The 15,882-nt window shown below is 59.2% G+C and carries 14 protein-coding genes and 1 pseudogene; 11 read left to right on the top strand and 4 right to left on the bottom strand.

Annotated features, from left to right (window positions below; all coding sequences use genetic code 11):
* Positions 1 to 23: 23 nt before the first annotated feature.
* The 3 genes from spoT to KBY02_RS17455 are packed head-to-tail and all read left to right on the top strand — an operon-like array spanning position 24 to position 3,326.
* On the top strand, positions 24 to 2,129 hold the full coding sequence (gene spoT, locus KBY02_RS17465; RefSeq protein WP_225650657.1) for a bifunctional GTP diphosphokinase/guanosine-3',5'-bis pyrophosphate 3'-pyrophosphohydrolase: 2,106 nt from the start codon (positions 24 to 26) through the stop codon (positions 2,127 to 2,129).
* Between the two features lie 24 nt (positions 2,130 to 2,153).
* Entirely contained in the window at positions 2,154 to 2,534 is a 381-nt protein-coding gene (locus tag KBY02_RS17460) for a RidA family protein (protein WP_003367486.1), read from the top strand.
* A 54-nt stretch (positions 2,535 to 2,588) separates the two neighbouring features.
* Positions 2,589 to 3,326 (top strand): lipoprotein, encoded by a 738-nt coding sequence (locus tag KBY02_RS17455; protein WP_003313983.1) that lies wholly within the window; start codon positions 2,589 to 2,591, stop codon positions 3,324 to 3,326.
* Positions 3,327 to 3,378: 52 nt separating this feature from the next.
* Here the strand turns inward: KBY02_RS17455 and KBY02_RS17450 are convergent, their stop codons facing one another.
* Positions 3,379 to 4,227, bottom strand: a complete 849-nt coding sequence (locus tag KBY02_RS17450; RefSeq protein WP_225650656.1) for an SDR family oxidoreductase — start codon at positions 4,225 to 4,227, stop codon at positions 3,379 to 3,381.
* Between the two features lie 209 nt (positions 4,228 to 4,436).
* Between KBY02_RS17450 and exbB the strand changes: the two genes are divergently transcribed.
* From exbB to KBY02_RS17420, 6 genes are all read left to right on the top strand, one after another.
* The gene (exbB, locus tag KBY02_RS17445) at positions 4,437 to 5,399 is read left to right on the top strand and encodes a tonB-system energizer ExbB (RefSeq protein ID WP_225650655.1); all 963 of its coding nucleotides are present in this window, start codon (positions 4,437 to 4,439) and stop codon (positions 5,397 to 5,399) included.
* A gap of 3 nt (positions 5,400 to 5,402) precedes the next feature.
* Positions 5,403 to 5,828, top strand: a complete 426-nt coding sequence (gene exbD / locus KBY02_RS17440) for a TonB system transport protein ExbD (protein WP_002551495.1) — start codon at positions 5,403 to 5,405, stop codon at positions 5,826 to 5,828.
* The gene (locus tag KBY02_RS17435) at positions 5,825 to 6,571 is read left to right on the top strand and encodes an energy transducer TonB (RefSeq protein WP_003404009.1); all 747 of its coding nucleotides are present in this window, start codon (positions 5,825 to 5,827) and stop codon (positions 6,569 to 6,571) included. Before exbD ends, KBY02_RS17435 begins: the two co-directional genes overlap by 4 nt.
* A 92-nt stretch (positions 6,572 to 6,663) precedes the next feature.
* Positions 6,664 to 7,587, top strand: coding sequence for a hydrogen peroxide-inducible genes activator (locus KBY02_RS17430; RefSeq protein WP_002551493.1), 924 nt, complete (start codon positions 6,664 to 6,666; stop codon positions 7,585 to 7,587).
* Positions 7,588 to 7,598: 11 nt separating this feature from the next.
* Positions 7,599 to 9,674: an ATP-dependent DNA helicase RecG gene (recG, locus tag KBY02_RS17425; protein ID WP_225650654.1), complete on the top strand. Its 2,076-nt coding sequence runs from the start codon at positions 7,599 to 7,601 to the stop codon at positions 9,672 to 9,674.
* Positions 9,675 to 9,760: 86 nt separating this feature from the next.
* Positions 9,761 to 11,158, top strand: coding sequence for an aminoacyl-tRNA deacylase and HDOD domain-containing protein (locus KBY02_RS17420; protein ID WP_104683575.1), 1,398 nt, complete (start codon positions 9,761 to 9,763; stop codon positions 11,156 to 11,158).
* Between the two features lie 62 nt (positions 11,159 to 11,220).
* Here KBY02_RS17420 and KBY02_RS17415 read toward each other — a convergent pair whose 3' ends face one another.
* Entirely contained in the window at positions 11,221 to 11,622 is a 402-nt protein-coding gene (locus KBY02_RS17415; protein WP_004408916.1) for a GFA family protein, read from the bottom strand.
* A 296-nt stretch (positions 11,623 to 11,918) separates the two neighbouring features.
* On the opposite strand from KBY02_RS17415, the gene KBY02_RS17410 reads away from it, so the two are divergent.
* Positions 11,919 to 13,226 carry a CitMHS family transporter gene (locus KBY02_RS17410; RefSeq protein ID WP_003313973.1) on the top strand — a complete coding sequence of 436 codons (1,308 nt, stop codon included), beginning with the start codon at positions 11,919 to 11,921 and terminating at the stop codon, positions 13,224 to 13,226.
* A gap of 69 nt (positions 13,227 to 13,295) precedes the next feature.
* On the opposite strand, the pseudogene KBY02_RS17405 reads toward KBY02_RS17410, so the two are convergent.
* Positions 13,296 to 13,721, bottom strand: a pseudogene (locus tag KBY02_RS17405) (ATP-binding protein); the annotation flags it as partial.
* 153 nt (positions 13,722 to 13,874) lie between these two features.
* On the opposite strand from KBY02_RS17405, the gene KBY02_RS17400 reads away from it, so the two are divergent.
* A complete protein-coding gene (locus KBY02_RS17400; RefSeq protein ID WP_104683573.1) occupies positions 13,875 to 14,492 on the top strand; it encodes a hypothetical protein in 618 nt (205 codons plus the stop codon).
* Between the two features lie 10 nt (positions 14,493 to 14,502).
* On the opposite strand, the gene KBY02_RS17395 is transcribed toward KBY02_RS17400, so the two are convergent.
* Positions 14,503 to 15,660, bottom strand: coding sequence for a DNA-methyltransferase (locus KBY02_RS17395; RefSeq protein WP_197709717.1), 1,158 nt, complete (start codon positions 15,658 to 15,660; stop codon positions 14,503 to 14,505).
* Positions 15,661 to 15,882: the final 222 nt, after the last annotated feature.

Here is a 15,882-nt window from a genome sequence, read left to right as displayed (position 1 = left end):
AGCCATTGGCAAGGGGTAGCGCCTTGCCGAGCATAGACGCCCTCGCCGACAGACTGTCGGCCTACCTCGGCAAGGACCAGGTCAATCTGGTCCGCCGAGCGTATTTCTACGCCGAACAAGCCCACGATGGCCAACGCCGTCGCAGCGGTGAAGCCTACGTCACCCATCCTCTCGCGGTGGCGAACATTCTTGCCGATATGCACATGGACCATCAGAGCCTGATGGCTGCGATGCTGCATGACATCATCGAGGACACCGGGATTGCCAAGGAAGCGCTCAGCGCCCAATTTGGCGAGACCGTCGCGGAACTGGTCGACGGGGTCAGCAAACTGACCCAGATGAATTTCGAGACCAAGGCCGAAGCCCAGGCGGAAAACTTCCAGAAAATGGCCATGGCCATGGCGCGCGACATTCGCGTCATCCTGGTCAAGCTCGCTGATCGCCTGCACAACATGCGCACGCTGGAAGTCCTGTCCGGCGAAAAGCGTCGGCGCATCGCCAAGGAAACCCTTGAAATCTATGCGCCCATCGCCAATCGGCTGGGCATGCACAGTGTGCGCATCGAATTCGAGGACCTGGGCTTCAAGGCGATGTACCCGATGCGCTCCTCGCGAATCAACCAGGCGGTCAAGCGCGCCAGGGGCAATCGCAAGGAACTGGTCAACAAGATCGAAGAGTCCCTGAGTCATTGCCTGGCCGTCGATGGCATCGAAGGCGACGTCAGTGGGCGGCAGAAGCATCTGTACGGCATCTACAAGAAGATGCGCGGCAAGCGTCGCGCCTTCAACGAGATCATGGATGTCTACGCGTTCCGCATCATCGTCGACAAGGTCGACACCTGCTATCGCGTGCTCGGCGCTGTACATAATTTGTACAAGCCGCTGCCCGGTCGCTTCAAGGATTACATCGCGATCCCCAAGGCCAACGGCTATCAGTCCCTGCATACCACCTTGTTCGGTATGCATGGCGTGCCTATCGAGATCCAGATTCGCACCCGCGAAATGGAAGAAATGGCCAACAACGGCATCGCGGCACACTGGCTGTACAAATCCAGCGACGACGAGCAGCCAAAGGGCACTCACGCCCGAGCCCGACAGTGGGTCAAGGGCGTGCTGGAAATGCAGCAGCGCGCCGGCAACTCCCTGGAATTCATCGAAAGCGTCAAGATCGACCTGTTCCCGGACGAGGTTTACGTCTTCACGCCCAAAGGCCGGATCATGGAGCTGCCCAAAGGCTCCACAGCGGTGGATTTCGCCTACGCGGTACACACCGATGTCGGCAACAGCTGCATTGCCTGCCGGATCAACCGCCGGCTGGCGCCGCTTTCCGAACCGCTGCAAAGTGGCTCGACCGTCGAGATTGTCAGCGCGCCCGGCGCACGTCCGAATCCGGCCTGGCTGAACTTCGTCGTCACCGGCAAGGCGCGCACCCACATTCGTCACGCACTCAAGCTGCAACGCCGTTCCGAGTCGATCAATCTGGGCGAGCGCCTGCTGAACAAGGTCCTCAACGGCTTCGAATGCAGCCTCGACAAGATCGGTCAGGAGCGCATTCAACTGGTGCTCAACGAATACCGGGTCGAAGTGCTGGAAGACCTGCTCGAAGACATTGGCCTGGGTAATCGTATGGCCTATGTCGTTGCCCGCCGCCTGCTGGGCGAAGGCGATCAGTTGCCAAGCCCTGAAGGCCCGCTGGCGATTCGTGGCACCGAAGGTCTGGTGCTCAGCTACGCCAAGTGCTGCACGCCAATCCCGGGCGACCCGATTGTCGGCCACCTGTCTGCAGGCAAGGGCATGGTTGTGCACCTGGACAACTGCCGCAACATCAGCGAAATCCGCCACAACCCGGAAAAATGCATCCAGCTGTCCTGGGCCAAGGACGTGACGGGCGAATTCAACGTCGAACTGCGCGTCGAACTCGAGCATCAGCGCGGCCTGATCGCGCTGCTGGCCAGCAGCGTCAACGCGGCGGACGGCAATATCGAAAAAATCAGCATGGACGAACGCGATGGTCGCATCAGCGTGGTCCAACTGGTGGTCAGCGTGCACGATCGCGTGCACCTGGCTCGTGTGATCAAGAAACTGCGCGCCCTGACCGGTGTCACACGCATCACCCGGATGCGCGCGTAGGCCATCCCACTATCAGGAGTTCTCATGACCAAGACTGTCATCACCAGCGATAAAGCCCCTGCGGCCATTGGCCCTTACTCACAGGCCATCAAAGCTGGCAATACCGTCTACATGTCCGGACAGATCCCGTTGGACCCGAGCACCATGGAACTGGTCGAGGGCATCGAAGCCCAGATCACTCAGGTCTTCGAAAACCTCAAGTCGGTTGCCGAAGCAGCGGGCGGATCGTTCAAGGACATCGTCAAACTGAACATCTTTCTGACCGATCTGGGCCACTTCGCCAAGGTCAACGAGCTGATGAGCACCTACTTCACTCAGCCTTATCCGGCTCGTGCAGCCATCGGCGTTGCGGCCCTGCCGCGTGGCGCCCAGGTTGAAATGGACGCGATTCTCGTCATCGAATAAATCCCCGACGGAGCGTGCCTTGCGCTCCGTTCTCCCTGAAGGAAGGAATCCGTTATGCGCTCCGCGCTCGCCATCTCGCTGCTCGCCGTCATTCTGGGCGGCTGCGCCAGCCACGCCGACCGCAATCCGGACGGCACCTGGATCAACCAGACCGCCATCGACGCCGCCGTCAAGCAAGGCAACTTGCGTCAGGCGCTGCTCGCCAATGGCCCCAATCTGGAGTGGAAAATCAACTCCAAGGCCAATCAGGCCATTTACTCCAATGGCTTCGAGCTCGGCGAAGGCAAGATCGTCAGCGCTGCCGAAGGCAAGCTGCATGTCGATTTCTATGGCAACTTCTTCGAAGACCTGAGCGTCAAGGGTGACGAACTGGTCCAGGCGGCCAGCGAGTCAGGCCCTGAACAGCACTTCCAGAAACCCGAAGATCCGGCCCCGGACGGCGCTCAGCCAGGCAGCAGCTTCGAGAAAGCTCTGTATGGCGCCTACATGGGCGGTAAGTGGACAGTCGTAGAGGGTGATGGTCAGGGCAGCACCGTGCAATTCATGCCTGACGGCAGTGTGCAGGGTCTTCCGGAAAACGATCGTTACGCGCTGTGTCTGGCTGGCGATTGTGCAGCCATGAGCGGCGAATACGACAGCATGTGGCTGGAGAAAGCCGAGAAAGGCAACCCGTGGATTTTTGCCCGCAAAGGCAAGCAGCTGGAAATATTCCAGGCGGTGAACAACGCTGGTGCGGACCAGATGCCCGAGCTGCGTCCCGGCCCACGTCGCTGGTTGCTCGAACAGCAGTAAGCGATTCAGGCATCAGGAGCGCCCTTTACGGCGCTCCTGATCGATCACTGCTCTAGCCCAGTAAAGCCGCATAACCTGCCCTAAAGTCCGGGTACATCGGCGCCCATCCCAATGCTCGCGCCCTGGCATTACTGCAACGCTTGCTGCCCACGCGCTGCACGCTGACCTCCTCTGACCATTCGGTCACGCCCAGATACTCACGGATCCACGCCACCACATCGGCCAGCGCGGCCGGATCGTCGTCGACGCCCAGGTAGCAACTCTCCAGCGCAACGCCGCGTTGATCCGCCAGCAGCAGGTGCTCCAGCAGACCGGCCGCATCGTCGGCATGAATACGATTGGCGTAAACCGGCGGATCGATCCTCACGCTGTGCCCCTGGCGGACGCGGTTCGACAGGTCACTGCGGCCCGGGCCGTAAATACCGGTCAGTCTCACCGCCGTGGCCGGCAGCCCGCTGTTCAGCGCGACCTGCTCGGCCTCCAGCATCACCGTGCCGGTGTAGTTGCCAGGCTCGGTGGCGGAGGTTTCATCCACCCATTCCCCATTCTGCTGACCGTAAACACCGCTGCTTGAAACGAAGATCAAGCGCTTTGGCCGCTGCCCGGTCTGCTCGAGCCAGCTCAACACATTACGCAGGCCCTCGACGTAAGCCATCCGGTAACCCGATTCGTCACGTTGTGAGGGGGTCGCGCAATACACCACGTAATCCAATGCTGCAGCAGGCCATTGGGCAGGTTTTTGCGTCTCGAACAGATCGCCCGCCACACCGTGAACACCGGCAGGAAGCTCGGAAACAGTGCGCCGCAGCCCATGCACGGTCCAGCCGTGAGGCAGCAGGCGGTTAGCGAGTCGCGAACCAATGTCGCCACAGCCGGCGATCAGAAGCGAAGGAGCAGTCATTCGGTATCTCCAGAAAAGGCGGTGTCAGTATCGTTAAAAACGCTCATCGACAGGCAAGCATTCGGCCGAATATGTAAAAAAGATACTGTATTACTTTTGTTAACAAGAACGATTTGCAATAATGGCGGCCCATTCGTTCCGCGTAAGCGTCGACAGCACCGAGCGACGCATTGGAACCATCCCCTTTTTTCCTCTCAGGTCCGGCCAGCATGAAACGCATTCAATCAATCGCTTCGCCTACCCAGATGCCTCGCCTGCCTCGTGCATGGCGCAGTATCGCAGCCCTTGTCTTGAGCCTGATGTTCGTCCCCATGGCGCTCGCGGACCAATCGGCTCCGACCGCTGCCCCTGCGGCTTCCACAGCACCTGCATCAGCTGCGGCAACGGCACCTGCCGCACCTGACGCAGCAGCCCCGGTGCAGGCCATGGAGCCCGCCACCGAAGACAACAGCCTGGGCATGGCGCATGACCTGTCGCCGTGGGGCATGTATCAGAATGCCGACGTCGTGGTCAAAGCGGTGATGATCGGTCTGGCCATCGCCTCGATCATTACGTGGACCATCTGGATCTCCAAGGGTTTCGAGCTGCTGGGTGCCAAGCGCCGGTTGCGCGGCGAAATTGCCAACCTGAAAAAAGCCCGCTCCCTGACTGAAGCGAGCGCCACGGCCAGCACGGAAGGCACCCTCGCCCACCTGCTGGTGCATGACGCCCTCGAAGAGATGCGCCTGTCCGCCAACAGCCGCGAGCGCGAAGGGATCAAGGAGCGTGTCAGCTTCCGCCTCGAGCGTCTGGTCGCCGCCTGTGGCCGCAACATGAGCATGGGCACCGGCGTGCTGGCGACCATCGGTTCGACTGCGCCGTTCGTGGGTCTGTTCGGTACGGTCTGGGGCATCATGAACAGCTTCATCGGCATCGCCAAGACCCAGACCACCAACCTCGCCGTAGTCGCACCCGGCATCGCCGAAGCCCTTTTGGCCACCGCGCTGGGCCTGGTCGCGGCGATCCCTGCGGTAGTGATCTACAACGTCTTCGCCCGCTCCATCGCCGGTTACAAGGCTCAGGTCTCCGATGCGTCGGCACACGTCCTGCTGCTGGTCAGCCGCGATCTGGATCATCTGCCAGAGCCGTCCGAGCGCAATCAACAACAACCGCAAATGGTCAAGGTGGGCTAACACGTGGGCCTGCATCTTAACGAAGGCGGCGACGATCTCGCCGAGAACCATGAAATCAACGTGACGCCGTTCATCGACGTCATGCTGGTGCTGCTGATCATCTTCATGGTGGCTGCGCCGCTGGCGACCGTAGACATCAAAGTCGATCTGCCAGCGTCTACCGCCACACCGCAGCCCAGACCCGAGAAGCCGATCTTTCTCAGCGTGAAAACCGACAAGAGCCTGTACCTGGGCGAAGAGAAGGTTGCTCGCGAGCAGATCGGCCAGGTGCTGGACGCCCGCACCAAGGGCAAGAAAGACACCACGATCTTCTTCCAGGCCGACAAGGGCGTGGATTACGGTGATCTGATGGAAGTCATGAACACGCTTCGGGGTGCGGGTTACCTGAAGGTCGGTCTGGTAGGTCTTGAGACGGCTGGTAAGAAATGATCAGTACGCGCCAAAAACTGACGCGCTATAGCGGTAGTCTGTTGTTGGTGCTGGCCGTGCACGCCATCGCAATCATTGTTGCCGTTCGCTGGCCTGCCCCTCAGCCTGTCGAATTGCCACCGGCCGCCATGATGGTCGAACTTGCGCCAGTGCCCGAACCCGCTCCACCGCCACCGCCCAAGGTCGTTCAGCCGCCCCCGCCGCCAGCCCCGGAGGAGCCGACACCGGTGCCGGAAGTCGTGCAGGCGCCGAAGCCGGAAATCGTCGTGCCCAAGAAGGTCGAGAAGCCCAAGCCCAAACCGCAGCCGCCAAAGCCGCAGAAGAAGCCTGAGCCGCCCAAGGAAAAGCCTGCCGACGAAAAGCCGGTCGATACACCGCCGACCACGGCGCAACCGGCAAAGCCGGTGGCTCCCAAGCCTGCTCCTGCACCTTCGCCACCCAGCAACGCATTGCCGAATTGGCAGGGCGATTTGCTCGGTCATCTGAGCAAGTACAAGAAGTACCCTGAGGATGCACGCCGTCGTGGCATGCAGGGTGTTGCTCGCTTGCGCTTCGTGGTGGACGCTGACGGCAACGTGCTTTCCTACTCGATTGCCAACAGTTCAGGCAGCCCGGCGCTGGATCGAGCGACCATGGAAATGATCCGTCGCGCTCAACCGTTGCCCAAGCCGCCGAAAGAAATCCTCAACAACGGCACTATCGAAATCCTCGCACCGTTCGTTTATTCGCTGGATAAACGCTGAATTGTACTTTTGTTACCCATAAGTACTTCTGATAACGTGCGTCTATCGATCGCACCCGCTATGCTGGGGTCGCAACTTCATGGACGCACGTTATGACTCTTACAGAATTGCGCTACATCGTTACGCTCGCCCAGGAGCAGCACTTTGGCCATGCAGCGGAACGCTGCCATGTCAGCCAGCCAACGCTGTCGGTGGGTGTCAAAAAACTCGAAGACGAACTCGGTGTGCTCATTTTCGAGCGCAGCAAAAGCGCTGTGCGCCTGACACCGGTCGGTGAAGGCATTGTCGCGCAGGCGCAGAAAGTGCTGGAGCAGGCCCAGGGTATCCGCGAGCTGGCCCAGGCCGGCAAGAACCAGCTGACCGCCCCGCTGAAAGTCGGCGCGATCTACACCGTTGGTCCTTACCTGTTTCCTCACCTGATCCCACAACTGCACCGGGTCGCCCCGCAGATGCCGTTGTACATCGAAGAAAACTTCACGCATGTGCTGCGCGACAAGCTGCGTAACGGTGAGCTGGATGCCGTCATCATTGCCTTGCCGTTCAACGAAGCCGACGTGCTGACCCTGCCGCTTTACGACGAACCGTTCTCTGTGCTGATGCCGGCCGACCATCCCTGGACTCAGAAAGAGACCATCGATGCCTCGGCGCTCAACGACAAGAGCCTGCTATTGCTGGGCGAAGGTCACTGCTTCCGTGATCAGGTCCTGGAAGCCTGCCCGACGCTGGGCAAAGGCAACGAAGGTGCCAAGCACACGACAGTAGAATCCAGCTCGCTGGAAACCATTCGGCACATGGTCGCCTCCGGGCTGGGCATTTCGATCCTGCCGCTGTCGGCAGTCGACAGCCATCACTACGCGCCCGGCGTGATCGAAGTCCGCCCGCTGACGCCGCCCGTGCCTTTCCGCACGGTCGCCATCGCCTGGCGTGCAAGCTTCCCGAGACCCAAAGCCATCGAAATCCTCGCTGACTCTGCACGTCTGTGCTCGGTGGCACGTCCGAAAACAGTCGCTAGCTAGGCAGAACAGAAATGAGCGAGCTTTCCAGGGTCTCGGTCACGGCGCTCAAGGGTGTCGGCGAAGCGATGGCAGAAAAGCTGGCCAAGGTCGGCCTGGAAACCCTGCAGGACGTGCTGTTCCATCTGCCGCTGCGTTATCAGGACCGCACGCGCATCGTGCCGATCGGTGCGCTGCGTCCTGGTCAGGATGCCGTCATCGAAGGCGTGGTCAGCGGTGCCGATGTGGTGATGGGCAAGCGCCGCAGCCTGCTGGTCCGGCTGGGCGATGGCACCGGCGTCGTCAGTCTGCGCTTCTACCATTTCAGCAACGCCCAGAAAGAAAGCATGAAGCGTGGCACGCACCTGCGTTGCTTCGGCGAAGCGCGCCCGGGTGCTTCCGGACTGGAAATCTATCACCCGGAATATCGGGCGATTACCGGTGATGAGCCCGCGCCCGTCGAACAGACCCTCACGCCGATCTACCCGACGACCGAAGGCCTGACCCAACAGCGTCTGCGCCAGTTGTGCCAGCAAAGCCTGGCGATGCTCGGCCCCAAAAGTCTGCCGGACTGGCTGCCTGAAGAGCTGGCCCGCGATTACCAACTGGCCCCGCTGGATGATGCGATCCGTTACCTGCATCACCCGCCTGCCGATGCCGACGTGGAGGAGCTGGCCCTCGGGCATCACTGGGCGCAGCACCGACTGGCCTTCGAAGAACTGCTGACTCACCAGCTTTCCCAGCAGCGCCTGCGTGAGAGCCTGCGTTCACAGCGCGCACCGGCGTTGCCCGTTGCGAAAAAACTGCCGAAACAGTTTCTCGCCAACCTCGGCTTTGCCCCCACCGGCGCGCAGCAACGTGTCGGCAAGGAAGTGGCCTATGACCTGAGCCAGCCTGAGCCGATGCTGCGGCTGATTCAGGGTGATGTGGGGTCGGGCAAGACGGTGGTTGCCGCGCTGGCCGCCTTGCAAGCGCTGGAAGCGGGTTATCAAGTGGCGCTGATGGCGCCCACCGAGATTCTCGCCGAGCAGCACTACATCAACTTCCAGCGCTGGCTCGAGCCCTTGGGCGTGGGCGTGGCATGGCTGGCAGGCAAGCTCAAAGGCAAGGCGCGCGTCGCGTCTCTGGAGCAGATCGCCGGCGGCACACCCATGGTGGTCGGCACCCATGCGCTGTTTCAGGACGAAGTGCAGTTCAAGAACCTGGCACTGGTGATCATCGACGAGCAGCACCGGTTCGGCGTGCAGCAACGCCTGGCGCTGCGCAAAAAGGGCGTTGGCGGTCTGATGTGCCCGCATCAGTTGATCATGACCGCCACACCGATCCCGCGCACGCTGGCCATGAGCGCCTACGCCGATCTGGACACTTCGATCCTCGACGAACTGCCGCCGGGGCGGACGCCGGTCAACACTGTGCTGGTTGCCGACAGTCGCCGCCTGGAAGTCGTGGAGCGGGTGCGCGCCGCGTGCGCAGAAGGTCGCCAGGCCTACTGGTTGTGCACGCTGATCGAAGAATCCGAAGAGCTGACCTGCAAGGCCGCTGAAACCACCTACGAAGAGTTGAGCAGCGCGTTGGGTGACGTGCGCGTCGGGCTGATTCACGGGCGCATGAAGCCTGCAGAAAAGGCCGCGATCATGGCCGAGTTCAAGCAAGGTGCACTGCAATTGCTGGTGGCAACGACGGTCATCGAAGTCGGTGTCGACGTGCCGAACTCCAGCCTGATGATCATCGAGAACCCCGAGCGCCTCGGCCTGGCGCAATTGCACCAGCTGCGCGGCCGCGTCGGGCGCGGCAGCGCGGTGAGTCATTGCGTGCTGCTCTACCATCCGCCGCTTTCACAGATCGGACGGCAGCGCCTGGGCATCATGCGCGAAACCAACGATGGTTTCGTCATCGCCGAAAAAGACCTCGAACTGCGCGGCCCCGGCGAAATGCTCGGCACCCGACAAACGGGCCTTCTGCAGTTCAAGGTTGCCGATCTGATGCGCGACGCAGACCTGCTACCGGCCGTACGCGACGCGGCTCAGGCCCTGTTGGAGCGCTGGCCGCAACACGTCAGCCCACTGCTCGACAGGTGGCTGCGTCATGGCCAGCAGTATGGCCAGGTGTGATGCAGACTATGCTTTGCAAACCGCGTGCGACCCAAATCGAATAACGTGGTTATACTTCAGAAAATGTAGGAATTTGGACATAGCTCATGACAGAAGTCGCCCACGTCAATGATCCGCACCATGCGCCGTCGGTAATCCGGCAGTTGCTTGAAAAATTGGCTATCAGCTACAACGAAGTCGTGGACGAAAAAAACCTTCCTCCAGCGCGCAAGGTGCAGGCTGTGCTGGTCGAGGACGCTGTCGGTGCATTGCTTATCCTGTTTCCGCAAAGCCAGTTGCTCGACCTCTCCCGCATCACTGAGCTGACCGGCCGCAAACTGACCGCCGTGCCGCACGAGCGGCTGGAGCGCATGCTCACCAAGCACAACCTGCGCATACTGCCAGGTCTCCCGGCGCTGACCAGCTCACCGTGCCTTTACGACGAGCGCCTGCTTCAGGAGCCCACCCTGCTGGTGGGTTCGGGCGAGCCAGGTGTCCTGCTGGAAATCAGCAGCGACGACTTCAAGGGCATGCTGAGCAAGGCCAGCGCCGCGCACTTTGGTCAACCGGTGGCGAAGATCCGGCCGAACCTCGATCGTCCTGACGACGATCCTGCAGAAATCACCCAGGCCATGCATGCCTTTACGGCGCGCCGCATCCAGCAGCGTCTGGAGGCGACTCTGGAGATTCCGCCGCTGGCCGGCACTGCGCAGAAAATCATCAAACTGCGTGTCGATCCCGATGCGACTATCGATGACATCACCGGCGTCGTCGAGACCGATCCTGCGCTGGCCGCTCAAGTCGTCAGCTGGGCGGCTTCGCCGTATTACGCGTCGACCGGCAAGATTCGTTCGGTCGAAGACGCAATCGTCCGTGTACTGGGCTTCGATCTGGTGATCAATCTGGCACTGGGCCTCGCACTGGGCAAAACCCTGAGCCTGCCCAAGGATCAGCCACAACAGACCACGCCGTACTGGCAGCAATCGATCTACACCGCTGCCGTCATCGAAGGCCTGACCCGCGCCATTCCGCGCGCCAGCCGGCCGGAGGGTGGTCTGAGCTACCTCGCCGGTTTGCTGCACAACTTCGGTTACCTGCTGCTGGCGCACGTGTTTCCACCGCACTTCACCCTGATTTGCCGGCAACTGGAAGTGAACCCGCATTTGCACCACAGCTTTATCGAGCAGCACCTGCTGGGTATCAGCCGCGAGCAGATCGGTGCGTGGCTGATGCGCTATTGGGACATGCCGGATGAGCTGTCCATCGCATTGCGTTTCCAGCACGACCCGCACTACAAGGGTGAGCATCACGTCTATGCCAACCTGGTCTATCTGGCAGTGCGCCTGCTGCGAGCCAACGGTATCGGCTCCGGTCCCGAGCAGGACATCCCGGACGAACTGTTCGATCGCCTGGGTCTGACGCGCGAAAAAGCCAACGAATCAGTAAAAAAAGTGCTCGAGGCCGAAGTGCTGCTGCGTGAACTGGCGTCGCAGTTCAGCAAGTAACCTGCGGATCTAGTATGCGAATAGTGCCGACGGCTATGGCCTTGGCGCTCCCCCCTCGAGCCTTAGAAAGGCTCGCCTTCAACTCCCGGCAGGTGCTCATCCAGGCGTAGCCACGGAAGCCGATTCTCTATCCAGATGTGTCGAGAGGGCGCGGCCAGCTCCGATTGGTCAAGTGTTGCAATGGTGACATCGATCTCGTCAGGGCTGTTGCGCGTGAACAACGCCAGGTGAGCGCCGCACTTGCCGCAGAAATAGCGGACGCAGCTGGGTGCAGAGTCATAAGCGCAGGGGCTGCCCGTCAGCCACGTGAACGAAGCCAGCGGCACACTTATCCAGGTGACGACCGTTGCACCCGAGGTGCGTCGACAGATGGAGCAATGACAGTGAGCGATGTCCCGCAACGGCGCATCGAACTGGTAACGCAGCCCGCCGCAATGGCAGCCACCCGAGTGTATCTCGCTCATCCGTGCTTCTCCTGTTCATGCCCATAATCCCTGTGACAATAAAATTCCGGCAACTGCCGAATGAAAGCTCGGTGAAAGCTTGGCCAATTAGCATCAACCCACTTCCGGCAAAAAGACCGGTTAGCCAGGAACGGATTCCGAGGTGTTTCAGGCTCAATTAACAACAATAATGGTGATTCCGATGCTTCCTGACTTCTCGTTCCACACTCTCCTTGCGCCCCCACTCCACGTACCGATCTGCTGAGCTGACTCGTTCATTTCACGTTCTGTAGCCGTATTACGTCTGGAGTATTCCCATGCTGACTTTCCTTGGCTTTGCCATGGTTATTGCGTTCATGTACCTGATCATGAGCAAGCGCCTGACTGCGCTGATCGCCCTGATCCTGGTGCCGATCATCTTCGCCCTGTTCGGTGGCTTCGCGTCGCAAATCGGCCCGATGATGCTGGCAGGTATCACCAAGCTGGCGCCGACCGGCGTGATGCTGATGTTCGCCATTCTGTACTTTGCGCTGATGATCGACTCCGGTCTGTTCGACCCGGCCGTGCGCAAGATCCTGAAAATGGTCAAGGGCGACCCGATGCGCATTTCGGTCGGCACCGCCGTACTGGCGCTGGTGGTGTCCCTCGACGGTGACGGCGCGACCACCTACATGATCTGCGTTGCCGCCATGCTGCCGCTGTACAGCCGCATCGGCATGAGCCCGCGCATCATGGCCGGCCTGATCATTCTGGCCGGCGGCGTGATGAACATGACGCCCTGGGGCGGCCCGACCGCTCGTGCGGCCAGTGCCCTGCATGTCGACGCCTCCGATATCTTCGTGCCGATGATCCCGGCCATGCTGGCAGGTGTGATCGCGATCCTGGCGATTGCCTATTTCTACGGCAAGCGCGAACGTGCCCGACTGGGTGAACTGCACCTGCAGGGCGATGAAGTCGACCACAGCGAAATCAGCGTCTCGCAATTCCCTGATGCGCGCCGTCCAAAGCTGATCTGGTTCAACGCTGCCCTGACCCTGACCCTGATGGTCGCCCTGATCATGGGCCTGCTGCCCCTGCCGGTCCTGTTCATGATCGCGTTCAGTATCGCGATGATCATCAACTACCCGAACCTGCAGGACCAGAAGGACCGCGTATCGGCCCACGCCGGTAGCGTGCTGGCGGTGGTCGGCCTGATCTTCGCTGCGGGCATCTTCACCGGCATCCTGTCCGGCACCGGCATGGTCGACGCGATGTCGAAAAGCCTGCTGGCCGTGATCCCTGACGCGCTGGGCCCGTACCTCGCGGTGATCACCGCGCTGGTGAGCATGCCGTTCACCTTCTTCATGTCCAACGATGCGTTCTACTACGGCGTACTGCCAGTGCTGTCCGAAGCAGCTGCCCACTACGGCATCAGCCCGGTGGAAATGGCCCGTGCGTCGATCGTCGGTCAGCCGGTCCACCTGCTCAGCCCGTTGGTGCCTTCGACCTACCTGCTGGTGGCACTGGCCGGTATCGAGTTCGGTGACCACCAGCGCTTCACCCTGAAATGGGCGATTCTGGTGTGCATGTGCATCCTGGTTGCCGCACTGCTGATGGGCATCTTCCCGTTCTATAGCAGCATGTAAGCTTCTTTGGCTGACCCAAGGCTCGCCGTCGACTTGATCGTTGACGGCGAGTTTTTGCGTTTGCGGCCATCAATTGGTTGAAGGCCGATACTGCAAGGCCTCGGCCAGATGGCTGCGGTTGATCGCGTCCACCTGCTCCAGATCCGCCAGGGTTCGCGCCACCTTCAGCAATCGATGCGCCGAGCGTAATGAGAGGGTCAGACGCTCACACGCCGTCTCCAGCCAGCTTTCATCGACACTGGACAGCGCGCAATACTCGCGCAGCCCCGGCAGATCGAGAAACGCATTGGCACAGCCCTGACGACGTTGCTGACGGTCTCTCGCCTCAGCGACCACGGCTGCGGCACTGGCAGTGTTTTCACTGGTGGTCGGGTCAGGGTTGAGGGCGGTGGCTTCGCGAGCGACGGTCAGGTGCAGGTCGATCCGGTCCAACAGCGGGCCGGACAACTTGTTGCGATAGCGCTGCACCTGCTCGGTGGAACAACGGCAGCGCCCGGGAAATCACGATATGCCCGGACTCCAGCATAAGAAGGATAAACCACAAATTTCATGAATATTTCAGATAACGCTCGGGATTTGGTATGGTTCCACAGCTAACTGGCGTTCAGCCATGCACCCCATAAACTAGGTCAGGGAAAAAGGTTCTTAATGAAAAGGAATGTGATTGACCGGGATGCGTTCAATAAGAATATTGAACTACCCTATGATTTGCGGCTTATTGATTTTGAGCACGCGATGCAAGATGTATATGACTTCTTTTCCGATGTGAACACAACGCTTGCGGGCAAAGGCTTGCAGCGCATGGACGACATGACGCGGCCGGCAATCATGTCGGGGTTCATTTCCGACATGATTACTGCGACTTTGGCAAAGTCTTCAAGAACACTCGTAGAAAATAACTATTTTAATGGGCATCCCGATTTAGTAGTTCGGGGCATCTACGAGAATGACGCTGTAAAATCTGGTAGCGAAGGCGTCGAAATTAAGAGTACGCGCAAAGAAGGTGGGGCGGTAGACACGCACGGAGCTCGTGCTCAGTGGATGTGCGTCTTTGTATATGAAATTGACAATATTTCCCAGCCGGTTAGAGAACGTTTTCCTATGCAATTTACGGAGGTCTACCTTTCCTACGTGACAGTAGATGATTTTCGAAGAAATGACCGAGGCGAGCTTGGCACGCGAACCGCAACTCTACACGCAGAAGGCGTTAAAAAATTGCGGAAGGGCTGGGTTTACAAAATCCCGTCGCACGGCCTTAAAAAGTAAACGGTCAGAATTATGTTGGCTTGATAATCAGAGACGCTAATTTTGGAACCGCGTCAGTGGCCAAGCCATAAAAGCCTTCATCTATTTCAAGACCGATGCTGTCATACCCCGTCACATTTGCAGCGGCGAGGGTTGAACCTGCCCCCATAAATGGGTCCAGTATGACGCCTTCGCCCAAGGGTAAAACGCCCCTAACCAATTGACGCATGAACGCTTGAGGCTTTAGAGATGGATGCGGTGCAATTTTTTTCTCTGCACTTGGGGTGGGGTGAGACCGAATCACATCTCCGAATGGCTGATCAGCATTTGGTCGTCGGAAACCACCGGTCTTCCATTTTCGAAGGTTATCCTGCACTCGACCTTCGAGCGGTTTACGCAAAACAACCCAAGGCTCCCATTGAGAACGCGGCATTACCGAGACACCTTCAAATTCATGATGTGCATTCTTGGGACGATCGCCACCGCGCATGGTCATCACCTGACGGGCAATATAACCTCGAAGTTCAAGGCCAGAAGAGCTCAAAGCATCCGCAACGATGTGTGATAGCAATGGATTAGAAGCAATGACTACATTTGCGCCAGGAACCAAAACATGCTCAATTAAACGTCCGAATTTTGTGAAGAACGCCCTCAATGCTTTCAGGTCTTGCTCACTCAAAACGGTAAAGCGTGGAAGTGGCGAACGGGTGTGCCCATCAAATGATGGCGGAATACGCCAAATTCCTCCTTGACCGGAGCGAAGCTTTTGCGTTTCTTTCGCAGTGTATTCAACTAAACCATAAGGCGGGTCTGTAACTACCGCATGAACAGAAGCCGGAGGTTGGGATGCAAGCCAGTCAAAGCAATCTGCATTGAAGAGAGTAGCTTGCCCTATTTTTGTCGATGAGACAGGTAGCTGGGACTGGTGCGCAGCGTCAAAACCTAGCTGGTTCAAGCGATAACGGCCAGGTGCAGTACGAGAGAAGGTCCTAGGGGTGTTAAGGCTCAGATATGATCGCACAGACGACGAGGAAACCCCGCCTAAACTTGGTGAAATCCCTCTGACAATTTCAGCTGGGGAGGCGTCTCCTTCACACGTATTCAGGTAGGAAATGATTTTGTCTCTTACAGCACCCGGCGCGACTGACATTTTCTTTAAATCCTTAATGAGCGTGATCAGGCTATACACCTGACGTCTGGACGTCAAGCATATCCGACGTCTGGACGTCGATTGAGATTACAGGTTCAGCTGTTCGACCCAAAAAGCCATCTACGCAAGCTTGAATCTGAGCTGATCTGATCTGATCTAGCCGCAAACCCGAACATACAGTAGAACCCGCTATGTTACCTCCTCGAAATTGGTAGCCTGAGATGCTCCTAGAAGCCAAGACGTTGTCTTGCGGCAAGTGAG

Source organism: Pseudomonas sp. P129 (assembly GCF_020312195.1).
Taxonomy (GTDB): Bacteria; Pseudomonadota; Gammaproteobacteria; order Pseudomonadales; family Pseudomonadaceae; genus Aquipseudomonas; species Aquipseudomonas fragariae.
Note: the sequence above shows the minus strand (reverse complement) of the source record. Positions and strands in the feature narration are given on the sequence as shown.

Bases quoted from the DNA above. Each gene is read 5' to 3' on its own strand.
- KBY02_RS17450 (WP_225650656.1), bottom strand. From the start codon at position 4,227: ATGACTGCTCCTTCGCTTCTGATCGCCGGCTGTGGCGACATTGGTTCG.
- KBY02_RS17400 (WP_104683573.1), top strand. From the start codon at position 13,875: ATGAAAAGGAATGTGATTGACCGGGATGCGTTCAATAAGAATATTGAA.
- recG (WP_225650654.1), top strand. From the start codon at position 7,599: ATGAGCGAGCTTTCCAGGGTCTCGGTCACGGCGCTCAAGGGTGTCGGC.
- KBY02_RS17460 (WP_003367486.1), top strand. From the start codon at position 2,154: ATGACCAAGACTGTCATCACCAGCGATAAAGCCCCTGCGGCCATTGGC.
- KBY02_RS17415 (WP_004408916.1), bottom strand. From the start codon at position 11,622: ATGAGCGAGATACACTCGGGTGGCTGCCATTGCGGCGGGCTGCGTTAC.
- exbB (WP_225650655.1), top strand. From the start codon at position 4,437: ATGAAACGCATTCAATCAATCGCTTCGCCTACCCAGATGCCTCGCCTG.
- KBY02_RS17420 (WP_104683575.1), top strand. From the start codon at position 9,761: ATGACAGAAGTCGCCCACGTCAATGATCCGCACCATGCGCCGTCGGTA.
- KBY02_RS17410 (WP_003313973.1), top strand. From the start codon at position 11,919: ATGCTGACTTTCCTTGGCTTTGCCATGGTTATTGCGTTCATGTACCTG.
- KBY02_RS17455 (WP_003313983.1), top strand. From the start codon at position 2,589: ATGCGCTCCGCGCTCGCCATCTCGCTGCTCGCCGTCATTCTGGGCGGC.
- KBY02_RS17430 (WP_002551493.1), top strand. From the start codon at position 6,664: ATGACTCTTACAGAATTGCGCTACATCGTTACGCTCGCCCAGGAGCAG.
- KBY02_RS17435 (WP_003404009.1), top strand. From the start codon at position 5,825: ATGATCAGTACGCGCCAAAAACTGACGCGCTATAGCGGTAGTCTGTTG.